The sequence below is a fragment of the Pseudoxanthomonas sp. PXM04 genome, assembly GCF_014851695.1.
Classification (GTDB): domain Bacteria; phylum Pseudomonadota; class Gammaproteobacteria; order Xanthomonadales; family Xanthomonadaceae; genus Pseudoxanthomonas_A; species Pseudoxanthomonas_A beigongshangi.
The window spans coordinates 1,070,981-1,088,541 of record NZ_JACVAG010000001.1 but is presented as its reverse complement, the minus strand read 5'-3'; the positions used below and the strand labels follow the sequence as shown (position 1 = coordinate 1,088,541).

Sequence of the window (17,561 nt, the reverse complement as noted above, 5' to 3'; positions counted from 1 at the left end):
TTCGGCAGTACCGGGCCATGAAAAAACCCCGGCAAGCCGGGTTTTCTCATCCGGGTCCTTCCGTCCCTTGGGAGCGGAAAGGCGCGGCCGGCTCAGCGCAGGCCGGTTTCGTTGCGGGCGATGACCAGGCGCTGGATTTCGCTGGTGCCTTCGTAGATTTCGGTGATCTTGGCGTCGCGGAAGTAGCGCTCCAGCGGCATCTCCTTGGAGTAGCCCATGCCGCCGTGGATCTGCACGGCCTGGTGGGTGATCCACATCGCCGCCTCGGAGGCGGTCAGCTTGGCAATCGCCGCCTCGTTGCTGAAACGCTGGTCCTGGCCCTTCACCCAGGCCGCGCGCAGGGTCAACAGCAGCGCAGCGTCCAGCTTGCACTTCATGTCGGCGATCTTGGCCTGGGTCATCTGGAAGGTGCCAATCGGCGCACCGAAGGCCTTGCGCTCCTTCACATAGGCGATCGTCGCCTCATAGGCTGCGCGGGCCACGCCGATCGCCTGCGAGGCGATGCCGATGCGTCCGGCGTCCAGCACCCCCATCGCGATCTTGAAGCCCTCGCCTTCGGCGCCCAGCACATCCTCGGCAGCCACCACGTAGTCGGTGAACTCGATTTCGCAGGTGGCCGAAGCGCGGATGCCGAGCTTGGGTTCGGTCTTGCCGCGGTGGAAGCCCGCCTTGTCGGTATCGACCAGGAACGCGGTGATGCCGCGCGCGCCCTTGTCCGGTTCGCTCATCGCGAACAGCACGATGTACTTGGCGACCGGTCCGGAGGTGATCCAGCTCTTCTTGCCGTTGATCACGTAGCTGCCGTCGGCCTGCTTGAGCGCGCGGCAGCGCATGGCGGTGGCGTCGGAACCGGACTGCGGCTCGGTCAGCGCGAAGGCGCCGATTTCCTTGCCTTCGGCAATCGCGCGCACGTACTTCTGCTTCTGCGCTTCGGTGCCGAACTTGAGGATGCCGTTGCAGAACAGCGAGTTGTTCACCGACATGATGGTCGAGTGGGCCGCGTCACCGGCGGCGATCTCGACCATCGCCAGCACGTAGGCAATCGGGTCCATGCCGGCGCCGCCGTACTCGGTCGGCACCTCGATGCCCATCAGGCCGTTCTCACCGAGCAGGCGGATGTTCTCCAGCGGGAATTCGCCGGTCTTGTCGTGGTGCTCCGCACTGGGGGCGATCTTTTCCTGGGCAATCCGGCGCGCCACGTCCTGGATCATCAACTGCTCTTCGGTGAATGCGAAATCCACGGCTAAAACCCCTCACTCCAAAATATTTTGAATACCAATTGTAACCCGGCGACCCCACACCATGCGCTGGCGTATGTGCCGCTTGACCGGACCCGGCGTCAGGCGGAAAATATCTCTATATCGCGATAGGAAGATATTTATGGATCTGGAAGCCTGGTCGAGCCGACTCAAGGTCTTCGCCGATGCGACCCGCGTGCGCCTGCTGGCCCTGCTGGCCGGCGAGGAACTGACCGTGGCCGAGCTCTCCGCCATCACCCAGCTCGCCCAGCCCCGCGTGTCCACCCACCTGGCCAAGCTCAAGGAAGCCGGCCTGGTGCGTGACCGGCGCGCCGGCGTGTCCGCCTATTATCGCTTCGACGAGGACAAACTGGACCCGGCCCAGCGGGACTTGTGGCGGGCCCTGAAAGAAGGCAGCGACGATCCCCTGCTGCGCCAGGACGCCGAGCGCCTGCCGGCGGTGCTGGCCAGCCGCGCCGCCGACCAGAACTGGGCCGACTCGGTGGCCGGCGACATGGAACGCCATTATTCCCCCGGCCGCACCTGGGAGGCACTGGCGCGAACCGCCCTGCCCCTGCTGGAAACCGGCGACGTGCTCGACATCGCCTCCGGCGATGGCGTGCTGGCGGAACTGCTGTCGCCGCATTCGCACCGCTATGTCTGCATCGATACCAGCGCCCGCGTGGTCGCCGCCGCCGGCGAGCGGTTGCGCCGCTTTCCCAATGTGGAAGTCCGCGAGGGCGACATGCACGCCCTGCCCTTCAAGGACGGCAGTTTCGATCTGGTGGTGCTGATGCATGCACTGACCTATGCCAGCAAGCCGGCCCAGGCGGTCGCCGAAGCCGCGCGCGTGCTGCGCAAGGGCGGGCGCCTGCTGTTGAGCAGCCTGGGCAAGCACGAGCATCGCGCCGTGGTCGAATCCTATGGCCACGTCAATCTCGGCTTCACCGAGAAGGAACTGTGCAAGTTCGCCGAAAAGGCCGGGCTGCAGATCGTGAGCGCCGAGACCGTCACCCGCGAACGCCGTCCGCCGCATTTCGAAGTCATTTCCCTGCTGGGAGTCAAACCATGAACACCCTTCCCTGGCTGCACCCGCAGCGCGTGCGGTTGCTGCTCGACGCCCTCGAGCAACGCATCCTGATCATCGACGGCGCGATGGGCACCATGATCCAGCGCCACGGCCTGCAGGAAGCCGATTATCGCGGCGAGCGGTTCGTGGACGGCTTCGACAGCCGGCAGCCGGGACATGGACACGGCCCCGGTTGCGGCCATGATCTGAAGGGCAACAACGACCTGCTGCTGTTGACCAAACCCGAGGTCATCGCCGGTGTGCATACCGCGTACCTGGAAGCCGGCGCGGATCTGGTCGAGACCAATACCTTCAACGCGACCGCGGTCAGCCAGGCCGACTACCACCTGGAACACCTGGTCTACGAATTGAACAAGGCCGGCGCACAGGTCGCGCGCGCGTGTTGCGATGAGGTCGAAGCGAAGACGCCGGACAAGCCGCGTTTCGTCATCGGCGTGCTCGGCCCGACCAGCCGCACCGCCTCGATCAGCCCCGACGTCAATGATCCAGGTTTCCGCAACACCAGCTTCGACGAACTGCGCGCCACCTACCGCGAGGCCATCGACGGCCTGATCGACGGCGGCGCGGATTGCCTGATGGTGGAAACCATCTTCGACACCCTCAACGCCAAGGCCGCGCTGTTCGCCATCGAGGAAGCCTTCGACGCCCGTGGTGCGCGCCTGCCGATCATGATCTCCGGCACCATCACAGACGCGTCCGGACGCACCCTGTCCGGGCAGACCGCGGAAGCGTTCTACACCTCCATGGCACACAGCCGACCGCTGTCCATCGGCCTGAACTGCGCGTTGGGCGCGCGCGATCTGCGCGAGCACGTGGAAACCCTGGCCAACGTGGCCGACGGCTACGTCAGTGCCCACCCCAACGCCGGCCTGCCCAACGCCTTCGGCGAATACGACGAGACGCCGGAAGAAATGGCGGCTACGTTGAAGGAATTCGCCCAGTCCGGCCTGCTGAACCTGGTGGGCGGCTGCTGCGGCACCTCGCCCGCGCACATCCAGGCCATCGCCGAGGCGGTGGCGGGAATTCCGCCGCGGCGCCTGAAGCAGCCGCTGGCCCGGGCGGCCTGAGCGCGCGCATGAAGATTCTCGTGGTGGGGGCCAGCGGCACCCTGGGACGCGCGGTGGCTCAGCATCTGGGCGAGCGCCACCAGGTGATCACGGCGGGCCGCAACAGCGGCGAGCATCGCGTCGATCTGCGCGATGACGCCAGCGTGGGTGCCCTGTTCGCCGCGACCGGACGGCTCGACGCCATCGTCAGCGCCGCCGGCAGCGTGCATTTCGGTCCGCTGGCCAGGATGACCGCCGCGCAGTTCGACACCGGCCTGCAGGACAAGCTGCTGGGCCAGGTGCGGCTGGCGTTGATCGGCCAGCATCATCTCCATGACGGCGGTTCGATCACGCTGACCACCGGCATCCTCGCCGAGCAGCCGATCCGCCAGGGCGCCAACGCCACCGCGGTCAATGCCGCGGTCGAAGGCTTCGTCCGCGCCGCCGCCTGCGAACTGTCGCGAGGACTGCGCATCAACGCGGTCAGCCCCACCGTGCTCAGCGAAGCGTGGGACGCCTACGCCGATTTCTTCCCCGGCTTCGAGCCGGTTTCCGCCGCCCGCGCCGCGCTGGCCTTCCAGCGCAGCATCGAAGGCGTGCAGACAGGACAGGTCTACAAGGTCTGGTAATGGACAACAACACATCCCCGCCCCGCTATACCCGCCTCTCCGGGCTCGAACCGCTGGTCATCACCCCGGATCTGCTGTTCGTCAACGTCGGCGAACGCACCAACGTCACCGGCAGCGCGCAGTTCCGCAAGCTGGTCAAGGAAGAGCGCTACGAGGAGGCGGTCGAGGTCGCACGCCAGCAGGTCGCCAGCGGCGCGCAGATCCTCGACGTCAACATGGACGAGGGCCTGATCGATTCCGAGAAGGCGATGAGCCGCTTCCTCAACCTGATCGCCTCCGAGCCGGACATCGCCCGCATCCCGGTGATGGTCGACTCCTCCAAGTGGACCGTCATCGAGGCCGGCCTGAAATGCCTGCAGGGCAAGGGCGTGGTCAACTCCATCTCGCTGAAGGAAGGCGAGGAAGCCTTCATCGAGCACGCGCGCAAGGTGCTGCGCTACGGCGCGGCCGCCGTGGTCATGGCATTCGACGAGACCGGCCAGGCCGACACCTGCGAGCGCAAGGTGGAGATCTGCACGCGCGCCTACCGGATCCTGACCGAGCAGGTCGGCTTCCCGCCGGAAGACATCATCTTCGATCCCAACATCTTCGCGGTCGCGACCGGCATCGAGGAGCATGACAACTACGCGGTGGACTTCATCGAGGCCACCCGCATCATCAAGCGCACGCTGCCGCACTGCCATGTGTCCGGCGGCGTCTCCAACGTCTCGTTCTCCTTCCGCGGCAACGAGACCGTACGTCAGGCCATCCACTCTGTGTTCCTGTACCACGCCATCCAGGCGGGCATGGACATGGGCATCGTCAACGCCGGCGCGATGCCGATCTATGACGACCTGGACCCGGAACTGCGCGAACGGGTAGAAGACGTCATCCTCAACCGCCGCAGCGACGCGACCGAGCGGTTGCTGGAAATCGCCGACCGCTACAAGGGCAAGAAGGGCGAAAGCAAGACCGAGGACCTGGCCTGGCGTGGCAAGCCGGTGCGCGAACGCTTGGCGCACGCGCTGGTGCACGGCATCGATGCGTTCGTCGAGGAAGACACCGAGGAAGCGCGGCAGCAGGCGACACGGCCGCTGGACGTGATCGAAGGTCCGCTGATGGACGGCATGAACGTGGTCGGCGATCTGTTCGGCGCCGGCAAGATGTTCCTGCCGCAGGTGGTGAAGTCGGCGCGGGTCATGAAGAAGGCCGTGGCCTACCTGCTGCCGTTCATCGAGGCGGAAAAACTGAAGACCGGCGACGCCGGCAAGTCCAACGGCAAGATCGTGATGGCCACGGTCAAGGGCGACGTCCACGACATCGGCAAGAACATCGTCGGTGTGGTCCTGGCCTGCAACAACTTCGAGGTGGTCGACCTGGGCGTGATGGTGCCGGCGCAGAAGATCCTCGACACCGCCCGTGCCGAGAACGCAGACATCATCGGCCTGTCCGGCCTGATCACGCCTTCGCTGGAGGAAATGACCCATGTCGCCCGCGAGATGCAGCGCCAGGGCTTTTCCATGCCGCTGCTGATTGGTGGCGCAACCACGTCGCGCGCGCATACCGCGCTGAAGATCGATCCGCACTACGACGCACCGACCGTCTGGGTGAAGGACGCCTCGCGCGCGGTCGGCGTGGCGCAATCGCTGATTTCGCGCGACATGCGCGCGGCCTTCGTCGCCGCCAACGACGCCGACTATGCCGAGATCCGGCAGCGCCACCGCAACCGTGGCGACGCCAAGCGGCTGGTTTCGCTGGAGAAGGCGCGCGGGCAGAAGTTCGACGGCGGCTGGGACACTTACGACCCGCCCGCGCCACGCCAGCCCGGCATCACCGCGCTGGACGACTATCCGCTGGCCGAACTGGTCGAATACATCGACTGGACACCGTTCTTCCAGGCCTGGGAACTGGCCGGCAAGTATCCGGCCATCCTGACCGACGAGGTCGTTGGCCCGCAGGCCAGCGAGTTGTACCGCGATGCGCGCGCGATGCTGGACCGGATCATCCGCGAGCGCTGGCTGACCGCGCGCGGCGTGTTCGGCCTGTGGCCGGCGCAGTCGATCGGCGACGACGTCGTCATCCAGACCGAAGGGGGTCCGCAGACCCTGCATTTCCTGCGCCAGCAGGTCGACAAGCCGGTCGAACGCCCTGACTTCTGCCTGGCCGATTTCATCGCGCCGCAGGCATCGGGCAAGGCCGACTGGATCGGCATGTTCGCGGTCACCGCCGGTATCGGCATCGACGAGCACGTGGCGCGCTTCGAGGCCGATCACGACGACTACAACGCGATCCTGCTCAAGGCGCTGGCCGACCGTCTGGCCGAGGCCTTCGCCGAGCGCCTGCACCAGCGCGTGCGCACCGAGTTCTGGGGCTTTGCCGCCGACGAATCACTGGACAACGACGCGCTGATCGCCGAGGGCTACCGCGGCATCCGTCCCGCGCCCGGGTATCCGGCCTGCCCGGAGCACAGCGAGAAGGCCACGCTGTTCCGGCTACTCGATGCCGGTTCGAACGCCGGCATGACCCTGACCGAAAGCTTCGCCATGCTGCCGACCGCGGCGGTATCGGGGTACTACTTCAGCCATCCGCAGAGCCAGTACTTCGTGGTCGGCCGGCTGTCCAAGGAGCAGGTTGCCGACTATGCGCGCCGCAAGGGCGTGGACCTGGTCCAGGCCGAGCGCTGGTTGGCGTCGAATCTGGATTACGACCCGGAATAGGGCCGGGATTCGGGATGACCGGCCATGCGGCCGTTGAAAGCCGGGATTCGGGAAAGGCTCGGCTTTTGCCTCCCCCTTTGCAAAAGGGGGATTGAGGGGGATTTGCTTTTCGCGCAAAGAGCCAATCCCCCGTCACCTGCTCCGCAGGTGCCCGCCCCCTTTTTCGCTTTCAACAGCCGAATGGCTGGTCAAGGGGGCTACCTGCGCCTTGTGGAACAACAGGGTTGGAAAGCACGCCGCATCATGCCGCGGCAAGCTCGTCCAGCGCGCATCGTTTAGGATCCGCGTTCCCTACCGCATCGCCTCCGCATGGACGCTGCCCAGAGCACCAACGCCGCCTTCCTGCTCAAGCATGCCGCGCCCGGGCGCATCGGCCTCTCCGGCGGGCGTGACTGGATCAACAAGCTGATCCGCAAGGCGCAGGGGCCGTTGACGGGCGATGGCCATCGCAGCCTGTGGTCGCACGCATTCATCTTCATGGAACAGCGCGTGGACGGGCACTGGTGGGTACTGGAGTCGGATCTGGATCTGCGCTACCGCCAGATTCGCCTCGGCGTGCAGGAAAACCGGCTGGCCCGCTATTTCGACGAGGAGACGTTCCCCAACCTCGCCGTGCTGGACTTCGGACTGGACGAGACCCAGATCCGGCAGGTGCAGGTCGCCGGGCTGGAACTGCTGGCCGGCTTGTCCAGCTATTCGCTGGGCGAACTGGTCGGCACGCTGTTCGCCCTGCACAGTACGCGCCTGCGCCAACGCGACAATCTGCTGGCCAAGGAAGGCGCGCTGTACTGTTCGGCGCTGGTCCAGCACTGCTATGCCGCCGCCGGACTGGAATTCGTTCCCGGCGTGCCGGGCAAGAACGTGGCCCCGCACGACCTCTACGATTCGCCGCTGCCGCACCAGAGCCATTCGCTGATCCGGGATCTGGGCATCTCGCGCCTGCGCCGGCTGGCGCACGGCACCCGCGAACTGCTGGCTGCCCCCGTGCAGGATCTGCTGTGACACCGTCCGCCGCCGTTCCGATGGCGCGGCTGTCCAGCTTCTATCTCGCGTACTACGCCGCACTGGGTGCGTTCTCGCCCTACTGGAGCCTGTTCCTGCAATCGCGTGGCATGCAGGTCGGCGCAATCAGCGTACTGATGAGCCTGTGGTATGCCACCCGCATACTCGCGCCCAGCACCTGGACCACGCTGGCGGCACGTTCGCCGCGCCCCATCCGCTGGCTGCACCTGGGATGCTGGCTGACCCTGCTGGCGTTCGCGCTCTTCCTGCTGCCGCTGGGATTCACCGGCCTGTTCGTGGTGATGTGCGCGTTCTGCTTCGCCTACAACGCGGTGATGCCGCAATTCGAATCGATCACCCTGGGCCATCTCGCCGCGCAGCCGCATCGCTACGGCCAAGTGCGGGTCTGGGGTTCGATCGGCTTCATCATGGTGGTGTCCTCGTACGGGCCACTGCTCGACCGTTTCGGTGCCGGCAGCCTGCCCTGGCTGATGCTGCCGCTGCTGGCCGCGCTGCTGGCCTCGGCCTACGCCAACCATTACGAGCATCCGCCGCGGGAAGCGGATTCCCCGGACCAGGCCGGTTTCCGGGCACGCCTGAAGCAACCTGCGGTGCGCGCGTTCTTCGTCGCCGCCTTCCTCATCCAGATCTCGTTCGGCCCCTACTACACCTTCTTCGCCATCTATTTGAGCGAGCACGGCTACTCCGCCTCCCGCCTGGGCCTGTTCTGGACGGTCGGCGTACTCGCCGAGATCGGGGTGTTCTTCCTGTCGGCGCGGATTTTCCGGCGTTGGGACGCGGGCAAGGTGATGGCGGTGGCGATGCTCAGCGCCGCTCTGCGCTGGTGGGCGACCGCGCTCTGGCCGGACAACGCCTGGCTGCTGGGACTGGCGCAAATCACCCATGCGCTCAACTTCGGCGGGTTCTTCGCCGCCGCGATGCAACTGCTCGCCCGGTTCTTCCCCGGTCGGCTCAATGGCCATGGCCAGGGCGTGTTCTATGGCCTCTCCTCCGGCATTGGCGGCGTGGCCGGCGCCCTGATCGCCGGTCAGTTGTGGCGCTTCAGCGGCTCCGTGGCGTTCGCGGCCGCGGGTGGCTTCGCCCTGCTCGCCGCGCTCATCGCCTGGCGCTGGCTGGTGCCCCCACGCGCCACCGCCCATCCTGCGGTGGGCTAGGCAAGCCCTCGCCGTTCGAGGAATCCGGTAATCGCCGCGACGGCGGCGTCGGTGGCGACCTGGAACAGGAAATGCGGCGCGTCGATCCGGCACAACTCGGCATCCCGCGCCAGTTGAAGCACCTGGTTCCCGGCCCACCGGCCGATGAGGCGATCCCGCGTCCCTTGCAGATACAGCACCGGCACTTCCAGGCTTGCCAGCGTTTTCCCTGCATCGCCGCGCAATGCCGCCAGCGCGTGACGCCGCAGCACTTCCATCGGAATGGTCCGGAGCACCGACTGCAATTCCGCCCTCAGTTCGCGCCCCGCGCCGCGGCCGGCGAGCAGCCGTTCCAGCAACAGGCCCGGCGGCAGCGTCGCCGGCAGATGTTCCAGCACACCAGCCAACAGGCGACTGGCCGGCAACGGCGAGGACACGAAGCTCGCGGCCAGCACCAGCGCGCGCAGTCCCCGCGGGCATCGGCCCGCGAGCTCGGCCGCCAGCGGTCCCGCGAAGGATTCGGCGATCAGGACGAAATCGCGGTCCCGGGGCAACTGCGGTGCCAGCGCGTCGGCCAACGGCGAATAGCCGTCGAACCGACGGCTGTCATAGGCCAGCGTACGGACCTCGAAATCCGTGTCCAGGCAGCGGACCAGATTCCGGTAAAGGTGCCCGGTTCCATCCAGGCCGGGCAGCAGGCACAGCGTCGGCGCCCGCGTGTTCACCGGAACGGCTTACCAGACCAGATCGTCGGGTACCTGGAATTTGGGATCCGCGTAGGGATCGGCTTCGGCCGGCGCATCGGGATCGACCTTCAACGCGACCGCAGGCGCGAACGTTGCCTCGGCCTGCGCCAGCACATCCGCGCTCACCAGCAGGTAGCGGCCATTCAACTGGACCACGCCCAGTTCGCCCGCATTGAGCGCCTTGAGCTGGGCTTCGTTGACATAGATGCGCTTGATCTTGCCGCCATACGGAAAATGCCGCGCGATTTCCGCCGCGGGATCATTCAGCGCCTGATCCTTCAGCAGGGTTTCCAGCCGCGCCTTGGCCTCGCGGCGCAGGCGCGCCTCTTCCTGCTTCTGGCGTTCGGTCTCGATACGCTCGTCCTTTTCCTTCTGCGCGCGGATCGCGTAGGCCTTGGCGAGATCGATGTCGCCCTCGCGCTTGCCGCCCTTGCCCTGGCCTGCCGGCGGATGCGGCCTGCCGGGCCTGCCGCCCGGCTTCCCCTTGTTGGCCTGTCCCGGCTTGCCGGGATGCCTGCCCTGGGGCTTGTTGGGATGCTGGCCGGCCTGCGGCTTGCGCTCGGGTTTCGGCGCGGGCTTGAAGCCCAGGCCGAGGAGTTGATCGCGGAGGGAATCGCTCATTGCGGGAAATTCGGCGGTGAACACAGCGCGCCCGTGGCGGGCGCGGTGCCAAGCGTATCAATAATGCGGCGGCGGCGGCTCGTCGGCGGGATCGGCGTACAGTTCGCCCCGCAGCTTGCGCAGGTCCGACAACAGGTTCATCAGCAGCTCGGTGTTGCGCCCGCTCTCGGCGCGGGCGTCGGCCAGGGCCTCGCTCAGCTCGGCCATGGCCTGCTCCTGGAAGGTCAGGCGTGTCTCCAGTTCGACCAGGCGCTGTTCCAGCCGGTCCTGCGCGAACAGGTCACTCGGCATGGATGGAACGTCCGCGGCCGATGCCGTAGTACGCGAGGCCGGCCTGTTCGACTTCGGCCGGCTCGTAGAGATTGCGGCCGTCGAAAATCACCGCGTCCTTGAGCAGGCTCTTGAGCCGGGAGAAATCCGGGCTGCGGAACTGCTTCCATTCGGTAACCACCACCAGCGCATCGGCACCGTCCAGCGCGGACGCGGCGGAGTCGCACAGCACCAGATCATCGCGCTCGCCGAAGATGCGGCGCGCTTCATGGCTGGCTTCCGGATCGTAGGCGCGGACCTTGGCGCCGCCCTCCCACAACTGCGCCAGCAGGCGACGGCTGGAAGCTTCGCGCATGTCGTCGGTGTTGGGCTTGAATGCCAGTCCCCACACCGCGAAGGTGCGACCGCGCACGCCCTCGTCCTCGCCACGGTCGTAGTGGCGCTGGATCAGTTCGTACAGGTGTCCCTTCTGTGCGTCGTTGACTTCTTCCACGGCATCGAGCAGGCGCGGCGTGTAGCCATGCTGCTGGGCGGTGCGGGCCAGCGCCTGCACGTCCTTGGGGAAGCAGGAACCGCCATAACCGGCGCCCGGATAGATGAAATACCAGCCGATGCGCGGATCCGAGCCGATGCCCTGGCGGACATGCTCGACGTCGGCGCCGACACGCTCGGCGATGTTGGCGATCTCGTTCATGAAACTGATCTTGGTCGCCAGCATCGCGTTGGCCGCGTACTTGGTCAGTTCCGCCGAACGCACGTCCATCACCACGATGCGCTCGTGGTTGCGGTTGAATGGCGCGTACAGGCGCTTGAGCTTCTCGACCGCGGCCGGATTGTTGGCGCCGATGACGATGCGGTCCGGGCGCATGCAGTCCTTGACCGCGTCACCCTCCTTCAGGAATTCCGGGTTGGAGACCACATCGAACGGGATCTCCACGCCGCGCTTTTGCAGCTCCGCCTGGATCGCGTCACCCACGCGATCGGCGGTGCCGACCGGCACCGTCGACTTGTCGACCACCACGGTCGGCCGCTGGATGTGCTGGCCGATGGTGCGGGCCACCGCCAGCACGTATTGCAGATCCGCGCTGCCATCCTCGTCCGGCGGCGTGCCCACGGCGATGAAGATCACCTCGCCGTGCGCGATCGCTTCGGCCGCGTCGGTGGTGAAACGCAGGCGGCCGGCTGCATGGTTGGCCTTGACCATCGGCTCCAGCCCGGGCTCGTAGATCGGGATGACACCGTTGTTCAGGCCTTCGACCTTGGCGGCATCGATATCGACGCAGATGATGTCGTGGCCGACCTCGGCCAGACAGGTACCCGTCACCAGGCCGACATAACCGGTGCCGAAGATCGCTACTCGCATGCTGGAATTCCGTTGTGGGGGAGAACGGGCTTTATTGCAGGATGCCCATCAACTCAACGTCAAAAGTAAGCGTGGCGTCCGGCCCGATCTTGCCGCCGGGCGCGCCTTCCTTGCCGTAGGCGAGGTCGCCGGGAATCCAGAAACGGTACTTGGCGCCGACGGGCATCAGCGAAACGCCCTCGGTCCAGCCGGGGATCACCTGGTTCAGGCCAAACTCAGCCGGCTGGCCACGATCGTAGGAACTGTCGAATACGGTGCCGTCCAGCAACGCGCCGACATAGTTCACGCGCACTCGGCTGCTCGGGGTCGGACGTGCGCCGTTGCCTTCGCGCAGCACCATGTACTGCAGGCCCGACGGCGTGGTGATCACGCCCTTCTTGGCCTTGTTCTCGGCCAGGAACTTGCTGCCTTCGTTGCGGTTGCGCTGCGCGCTCTCGCTCTGCCGGCGGATCATGAAGGCTTCCATCGTCGCCTTCGCGTCTTCGGCGGTCAGCAGCGGCTTGGCGCTCTTGTCCAGCGCGGTGCGCATGCCCTGCATCACCACCGCCATGTCCAGATCCTGCTTCAGCGGGGCCAGCGACGGTCCCACCATGTAGCTGCCCAGCATCAGGCCGACCTTGTCCTTGGCCACGGCCGGCGGCGGGCTGCCCGGCGGCATGCCCGGGATCTGCTGGCCCTGGCTGGCGGCCAGGTTGATGCGCAGCGCCTGGTCGGTGGCCTGCGCCTCTTCCTGGCTGATCAGCGGCTTGCCACCGTCCATCGCGTTCTTCATGGCGCGCTCGAACGCGGCCAGGTCGATGAACTTCGCAATCGGTTCGAACGATTGGCCCAGATCCAGGCCGACCGAGTAGCTGACCTTTTCGCGCTCATTCGTCAGCGCGGTTTTTTCCTGTGCAGACACGCTGCCTCCCAGCATCGAAAAAGTGATTGCCACAACCGCGGCGAAACCGCGCACCGACCGCTTCATCCCTCGACTCCTCGCAACTTGCCGCGATGGCGGCACCAATCCCGTATTGTCGCACGCAAGCTACGGCAGCGTGCAGGGTTCAACGCCGCGCCGCCTTCAGTTCGCGCTCGATGGCGGCCACCAGTGCCGGGTCATCCGGCTTGATCTTGCTGGGGAAATTCGCCACCACCCGGCCATCGCGCGCGACCAGGTACTTGTGGAAATTCCAGCCCGGCGCGACGCCGGTGGCCTGGCTGAGCGAGCGATACAACGGCGTGGTTTCCGGGCCGATCACATGCACCTTCTCGAACATCGGGAACTTGACCCCGTAGGTCAGCGTGCAGAACTCCTGGATCTGCTGCTCGTTGCCGGGTTCCTGGCCCTTGAAATCATTGGACGGAAAGCCAAGCACCGCGAATCCGCGCCCGGCGTACTTCCGGTGCAGCGCTTCCAGGCCCTCGTACTGCGGCGTGAAGCCGCATTTGCTGGCGGTGTTGACGATCAGCAGGACCTGCCCGGCGTACTTCTCGTTCAGCCGGACCGGGGTCTTGCCGGCCAGCGGCCGATAGCTGACGTCCAGCAGCCCGGCGGCCCAGACGCTTCCCGCCGCCACCAAAGCGACGATTAAAGTCATGTTTTTCAGCCACTTGCGCTTCATCTGGAGTTCCTTCCGGTCGGGGTCGACAAGTATGCCTTCAGTTGGGTTACGAAACGGCGCCCGGGTAGTTGACGGCCTGTGTTCTGGTGTTATAGTTACATACAACACCACTCACCCAATGAAGGGGGAGACGCAATGAAACCGAAACTGCTCAATACGCTGTCCGGCCTGGCGGCCAGTGGCGCCCTCCTGACCCTGGGTCTGCTGATGGGCACCACCGGGACCCGCCAGCGGAATGCCATGGAAGGCAGTCCTTTGGCCGGCGTCGATTCCACCATCGAAGCCGCGGCCGCCGCCGAGGATGCGCAGGTCCACCCGCGCCGCCGCGCCCGCGCCACGCTGTCGATGCCCTATTTCTCATTCGCGCAGTCGCTGCGCCCACGGGGTTGAGCCATGGTCAACATCCAGTGGAGCGACGGTGCTCCCATCTACCGCCAACTGAAGGATCGGGTGATCGCCATGATGCTAGACGGAGTTCTGAAACCGGGCGACGCCCTCCCCTCCGTCCGCCAGGTGGCGGCCGAGTACCAGCTCAATCCGATCACCGTCTCGCGCGCCTACCAGGAACTGGCCGACGAGGCGCTGGTGGAGAAGCGCCGCGGGCTGGGCATGTTCGTCACCGACGAGGCTTCCAAGAAGTTGCTCAAGAGCGAACGCGAGCGCTTCCTGCACGATGAATGGCCGGCCGTGGCCCAGCGCATCGAACGCCTGGGGCTGTCGATCGAGGAACTGCTGCAAGTCAAGGGGAACAAGTGATGAGCGCCGTGATTTCCAATCCCGTGGTGACCGCCCAGGGCCTGCGCAAGACCTACCGGAGCAAGCTGGCGCTGGACAACACCAGCTTCCAGATCGAAGCCGGCAAGATCATCGGCCTGATTGGCCCCAACGGCGCCGGCAAGACCACCGCGCTGAAGGCCATCCTCGGGCTGACCCCGTTCGAGGGCGACCTGAAGGTACTGGGCCTGGATCCGCGCAAGCAGCGTGGCCAGTTGATGAACGACGTGTGCTTCATCGCCGACGTGGCGGTGCTGCCGCGCTGGATGAGGGTTCGCGAGGCCATCGATTTCGTGGCCGGCGTGCATCCCCGCTTCGACCGCGCAAAATGCGAGCGTTTCCTGGCCAACACCCAGTTGCGCCCGGACCTGCGGGTCCGCGAGATGTCCAAGGGCATGATCGTGCAGTTGCACCTGGCCCTGGTGATGGCGATCGACGCCCGCCTGCTGGTGCTGGACGAGCCGACCCTCGGCCTGGACATCCTCTATCGCAAGCAGTTCTACCAGCGCCTGCTGGAGGACTACTTCGACGAGCAGAAGACCATCATCGTCACCACCCACCAGGTCGAGGAGATCGAACACATCCTCACCGACGTGATGTTCATCCGCGACGGCCGGATCGTGCTGACCGCGCAGATGGACGAGGTGGCCGAGCGCTACACGGAGTTGCTGGTCTCTTCCGACAAGGTCGAACAGGCGCGCGCCCTGAACCCCATCGACGAACGCGGCCTGCCATTCGGCAAGAGCGTTTTCCTGTATGACGGCATCGACCGCGGCCGGCTCGCCGAACTGGGCGAGACGCGCAATCCCGGCCTGGCCGATCTGTTCGTCGCCATCATGAAAGGAACCTACGCATGAACACCGCCACCACTGTGCATGCCACCAAGGGCTCCGCCTTCAAGTGGCTGTTGAAACGCGAGTTCTGGGAAAACCGCGGCGGCTTCCTGTGGGCGCCGGTGATCACCGGCGCCATCATCACCGTGCTGTCCTTCATCGCCGCCATGATCGGGGTCATCAAGTTCTTCCAGGTGAAGAACGACATGGACTTCAACATGAACGTGGACGGTGACATGCTGGATCACGTCCGCCAGATCGGCCAGGTCGGCGACGGCATCCTGATGGGCGGCATGGGCCTGACCCAGATCGTGCTGGCGTTCGTGGTGTTCTTCTACACCCTGGGCACCCTGCACGACGATCGCCGTGATCGCAGCATCCTGTTCTGGAAGTCGCTGCCCGTCACCGATACCCAGATGGTGCTGTCGAAAGCGACCTGGGCCCTGTTCCTGGGACCGCTGCTGGCCATCGGCATCGGCGTGCTGGTCGGCGTGGCGCTGTGGATCATCGCCGCCAGCGCGATGGGCATCATGGGCGTACCGGGTGGCTGGGCGATGTTCACCCATTCGCATCCGCTGAGCATCATCGCCAACGTGCTGTCGACCCTGCCGATCTACCTGTTCTGGGCGCTGCCCGCGGTGGGCTGGCTGATGTTCTGCTCGGCCTGGGCGCGCAGCAAGCCGTTCCTGTGGGCGGTGCTGATTCCGGTGCTGGCCTGCGTGATCATCAGCATGCTGGGCATCCTGGGCATCGACATCCCGTATGGCCCGCTCTGGTACACCGTGGTCTATCGCGGCCTGCTGAGTGTGGTGCCGGGAACCTGGTCACCGCTGAACCTGACCAACGACCAGCTGGCCGGCCAGAACGTCAACACCCCCGACGACCTGGTGCGGATGATGAACCTGGGCAACAACTGGCAGGTCTTCGGCACTGCCGACCTGTGGATCGGCGCGGTCATCGGCGCCGGCCTGATCGCCGCCGCCATCTACCTGCGCCGCTGGCGCGACAGCGAGTGATCCGGCGCGGGCGGCGGCGCCACGCCGCCGCCCACCCGGTCAACCACCCGCGTTCCGTACGGAGGATTCCCATGCACCGTGTTTTCCTGTCGCTGCCCGTCCTGGCCGTTGCCATCGCCATCGCGGCCCCGGCAATCGCCGCCGAAGACAATTGCAAGCACACCGAGCCCCGCCAACTGGACCTGGACATCGGCGATGCCAAGGCCGTGGTGTTCGACGTGGCCTCGCATGACCTGAAACTGGTGGCCCGCTCCGGCAACCACCACGGGCTGCGGGGCCGGGCCTGCGCCTCCGACGCCAAGCTGCTGCCGCAGTTGTCCGTCACCCAGCGCCGCGAGGGCGACAAGCTGGTGGTGCTCCTGCGACGCGAAGGCCGGAGCCAGGGCATCTTCTTCAGCAAGAACTACGCCTACCTGGAACTCGACGGCAGCGTGCCCGACAACATGCCGGTCCAGCTCAAGGTCGGGTCGGGGGACGCGGAGGTACGCGGTGCCGCCATCGTCAGCGCCGACGTCGGCTCCGGCGACGCGGTGATCCGCGAAACCCGCGGGCTGGTCGCCTTCGATGTCGGGTCCGGCGATGTCGAAGTCGATGGCGCCGGCTCGCTGAAAGGCATCAGCATCGGCTCCGGCGACGCGCAGGCGCGCCACGTCCGCGGGCCGGTCAGCATCGGCACCATCGGTTCGGGCGATTTCGACCTCGAGGATGGTCAGGGCCGGGTCGAGATCGAATCCATCGGCTCCGGCGATGCCGAGCTGTCCCGCATCGGCGGCGACGTTGTCATCGGCAGCGTCGGTTCCGGCAATGTCGGCGCGCGCGAAGTCCGCGGCGGCCTGAGCGTGCGTTCCGTCGGCAGCGGCTCGATCGATCATTCCGGTGTCGCCGGCACCGTTTCCCTTCCCCGTCGCCATTGAGGAATTCCGCCATGCGCACTCCGTCCCTTTCCGCCAGCCTGGGCGTCGGCCTGGTCCTGGCCCTCTCGCTGGCCGCCTGCAAGCCGCAGGCCAGCATCGACAATGGCAACGGCAAGATCGCCCGCTTCGGCGACGGCGAACTCACCATCAACGCCGATGGTTATCCCAAGGCCAAAATCGGCGCCAACGGCGACCTGGTCATCGACGGCAAGGCGGTGGCGCTGACGCCGGATCAGCGCAAGCTGGTCTCGGCCTACTACGGCGAACTGGAAGGCATCACCCAGGCCGGCATCGCGGTCGGCAAGCAGGGCGCCAAGATGGCCGGCAAGGCGGTCGGGGCGGCGATCAGCGGCGTGATCAGCGGCAACACCGACGACATCGACGCGCGGATGGACGCCGAGGCCAAGAAGATCGAGGCCGAGGCGAACAAGATCTGCACCCGCCTGACCGGACTGCGCACCGCCCAGGACGCGCTGGCGGCGCAGGTGCCGGCATTCCGTCCCTACGCCAACCTGGATCAGCAAGACATCGACGACTGCGGCAAGGACTGATCCTTCCGCAGGAC

The 17,561-nt window shown here is 66.2% G+C and carries 19 protein-coding genes; 12 read left to right on the top strand and 7 right to left on the bottom strand.

Annotated elements, in window-relative coordinates:
• Window positions 1–92: 92 nt before the first annotated feature.
• Window positions 93–1,241: an acyl-CoA dehydrogenase family protein gene (locus IB228_RS05115; protein ID WP_192197736.1), complete on the bottom strand. Its 1,149-nt coding sequence runs from the start codon at window positions 1,239–1,241 to the stop codon at window positions 93–95.
• Between the two features lie 139 nt (window positions 1,242–1,380).
• On the opposite strand from IB228_RS05115, the gene IB228_RS05110 reads away from it, so the two are divergent.
• From IB228_RS05110 to IB228_RS05085, 6 genes are all read left to right on the top strand, one after another.
• Window positions 1,381–2,310 carry a metalloregulator ArsR/SmtB family transcription factor gene (locus tag IB228_RS05110; protein WP_192197735.1) on the top strand — a complete coding sequence of 310 codons (930 nt, stop codon included), beginning with the start codon at window positions 1,381–1,383 and terminating at the stop codon, window positions 2,308–2,310.
• Entirely contained in the window at window positions 2,307–3,395 is a 1,089-nt protein-coding gene (locus IB228_RS05105) for a homocysteine S-methyltransferase family protein (protein WP_192197734.1), read from the top strand. Before IB228_RS05110 ends, IB228_RS05105 begins: the two co-directional genes overlap by 4 nt.
• Before the next feature lie 8 nt (window positions 3,396–3,403).
• Complete coding sequence (locus IB228_RS05100) at window positions 3,404–4,003, top strand: short chain dehydrogenase (protein WP_192197733.1); 600 nt, start codon at window positions 3,404–3,406, stop codon at window positions 4,001–4,003.
• Window positions 4,003–6,699: a methionine synthase gene (gene metH / locus IB228_RS05095; RefSeq protein ID WP_192197732.1), complete on the top strand. Its 2,697-nt coding sequence runs from the start codon at window positions 4,003–4,005 to the stop codon at window positions 6,697–6,699. Before IB228_RS05100 ends, metH begins: the two co-directional genes overlap by 1 nt.
• 309 nt (window positions 6,700–7,008) lie before the next feature.
• Window positions 7,009–7,701, top strand: a complete 693-nt coding sequence (locus IB228_RS05090; protein WP_183641764.1) for a hypothetical protein — start codon at window positions 7,009–7,011, stop codon at window positions 7,699–7,701.
• Between the two features lie 20 nt (window positions 7,702–7,721).
• Window positions 7,722–8,876 carry an MFS transporter gene (locus IB228_RS05085; RefSeq protein WP_183644677.1) on the top strand — a complete coding sequence of 385 codons (1,155 nt, stop codon included), beginning with the start codon at window positions 7,722–7,724 and terminating at the stop codon, window positions 8,874–8,876.
• Here the strand turns inward: IB228_RS05085 and IB228_RS05080 are convergent.
• The 6 genes from IB228_RS05080 to IB228_RS05055 all read right to left on the bottom strand — a co-directional run bounded on the left by IB228_RS05080 (window position 8,873) and on the right by IB228_RS05055 (window position 13,435).
• The gene (locus IB228_RS05080; RefSeq protein WP_192197731.1) at window positions 8,873–9,580 is read right to left on the bottom strand and encodes an alpha/beta hydrolase; all 708 of its coding nucleotides are present in this window, start codon (window positions 9,578–9,580) and stop codon (window positions 8,873–8,875) included. The two genes, IB228_RS05085 and IB228_RS05080, sit on opposite strands and share 4 nt — an antisense overlap.
• 9 nt (window positions 9,581–9,589) lie before the next feature.
• Window positions 9,590–10,222, bottom strand: coding sequence for a DUF2058 family protein (locus tag IB228_RS05075; RefSeq protein ID WP_192197730.1), 633 nt, complete (start codon window positions 10,220–10,222; stop codon window positions 9,590–9,592).
• A gap of 57 nt (window positions 10,223–10,279) precedes the next feature.
• Entirely contained in the window at window positions 10,280–10,513 is a 234-nt protein-coding gene (locus IB228_RS05070; RefSeq protein ID WP_141453069.1) for a SlyX family protein, read from the bottom strand.
• The gene (locus IB228_RS05065) at window positions 10,503–11,855 is read right to left on the bottom strand and encodes a UDP-glucose/GDP-mannose dehydrogenase family protein (protein WP_183641773.1); all 1,353 of its coding nucleotides are present in this window, start codon (window positions 11,853–11,855) and stop codon (window positions 10,503–10,505) included. Before IB228_RS05065 ends, IB228_RS05070 begins: the two co-directional genes overlap by 11 nt.
• 31 nt (window positions 11,856–11,886) lie before the next feature.
• Window positions 11,887–12,822: an FKBP-type peptidyl-prolyl cis-trans isomerase gene (locus tag IB228_RS05060; RefSeq protein ID WP_183641776.1), complete on the bottom strand. Its 936-nt coding sequence runs from the start codon at window positions 12,820–12,822 to the stop codon at window positions 11,887–11,889.
• Between the two features lie 79 nt (window positions 12,823–12,901).
• The gene (locus IB228_RS05055; protein ID WP_183644681.1) at window positions 12,902–13,435 is read right to left on the bottom strand and encodes a glutathione peroxidase; all 534 of its coding nucleotides are present in this window, start codon (window positions 13,433–13,435) and stop codon (window positions 12,902–12,904) included.
• 159 nt (window positions 13,436–13,594) lie between these two features.
• On the opposite strand from IB228_RS05055, the gene IB228_RS05050 reads away from it, so the two are divergent.
• The 6 genes from IB228_RS05050 to IB228_RS05025 all read left to right on the top strand — a co-directional run bounded on the left by IB228_RS05050 (window position 13,595) and on the right by IB228_RS05025 (window position 17,547).
• The gene (locus IB228_RS05050) at window positions 13,595–13,849 is read left to right on the top strand and encodes a hypothetical protein (protein ID WP_192197729.1); all 255 of its coding nucleotides are present in this window, start codon (window positions 13,595–13,597) and stop codon (window positions 13,847–13,849) included.
• 3 nt (window positions 13,850–13,852) lie between these two features.
• The gene (locus tag IB228_RS05045) at window positions 13,853–14,215 is read left to right on the top strand and encodes a GntR family transcriptional regulator (protein ID WP_183641782.1); all 363 of its coding nucleotides are present in this window, start codon (window positions 13,853–13,855) and stop codon (window positions 14,213–14,215) included.
• Window positions 14,215–15,090, top strand: a complete 876-nt coding sequence (locus tag IB228_RS05040) for an ABC transporter ATP-binding protein (RefSeq protein WP_192197728.1) — start codon at window positions 14,215–14,217, stop codon at window positions 15,088–15,090. Before IB228_RS05045 ends, IB228_RS05040 begins: the two co-directional genes overlap by 1 nt.
• On the top strand, window positions 15,087–16,082 hold the full coding sequence (locus IB228_RS05035; protein ID WP_192197727.1) for an ABC-2 transporter permease: 996 nt from the start codon (window positions 15,087–15,089) through the stop codon (window positions 16,080–16,082). Before IB228_RS05040 ends, IB228_RS05035 begins: the two co-directional genes overlap by 4 nt.
• Before the next feature lie 71 nt (window positions 16,083–16,153).
• A complete protein-coding gene (locus IB228_RS05030; RefSeq protein ID WP_183641792.1) occupies window positions 16,154–16,996 on the top strand; it encodes a hypothetical protein in 843 nt (280 codons plus the stop codon).
• Between the two features lie 11 nt (window positions 16,997–17,007).
• Window positions 17,008–17,547: a DUF2884 family protein gene (locus tag IB228_RS05025; protein ID WP_192197726.1), complete on the top strand. Its 540-nt coding sequence runs from the start codon at window positions 17,008–17,010 to the stop codon at window positions 17,545–17,547.
• Window positions 17,548–17,561: the final 14 nt, after the last annotated feature.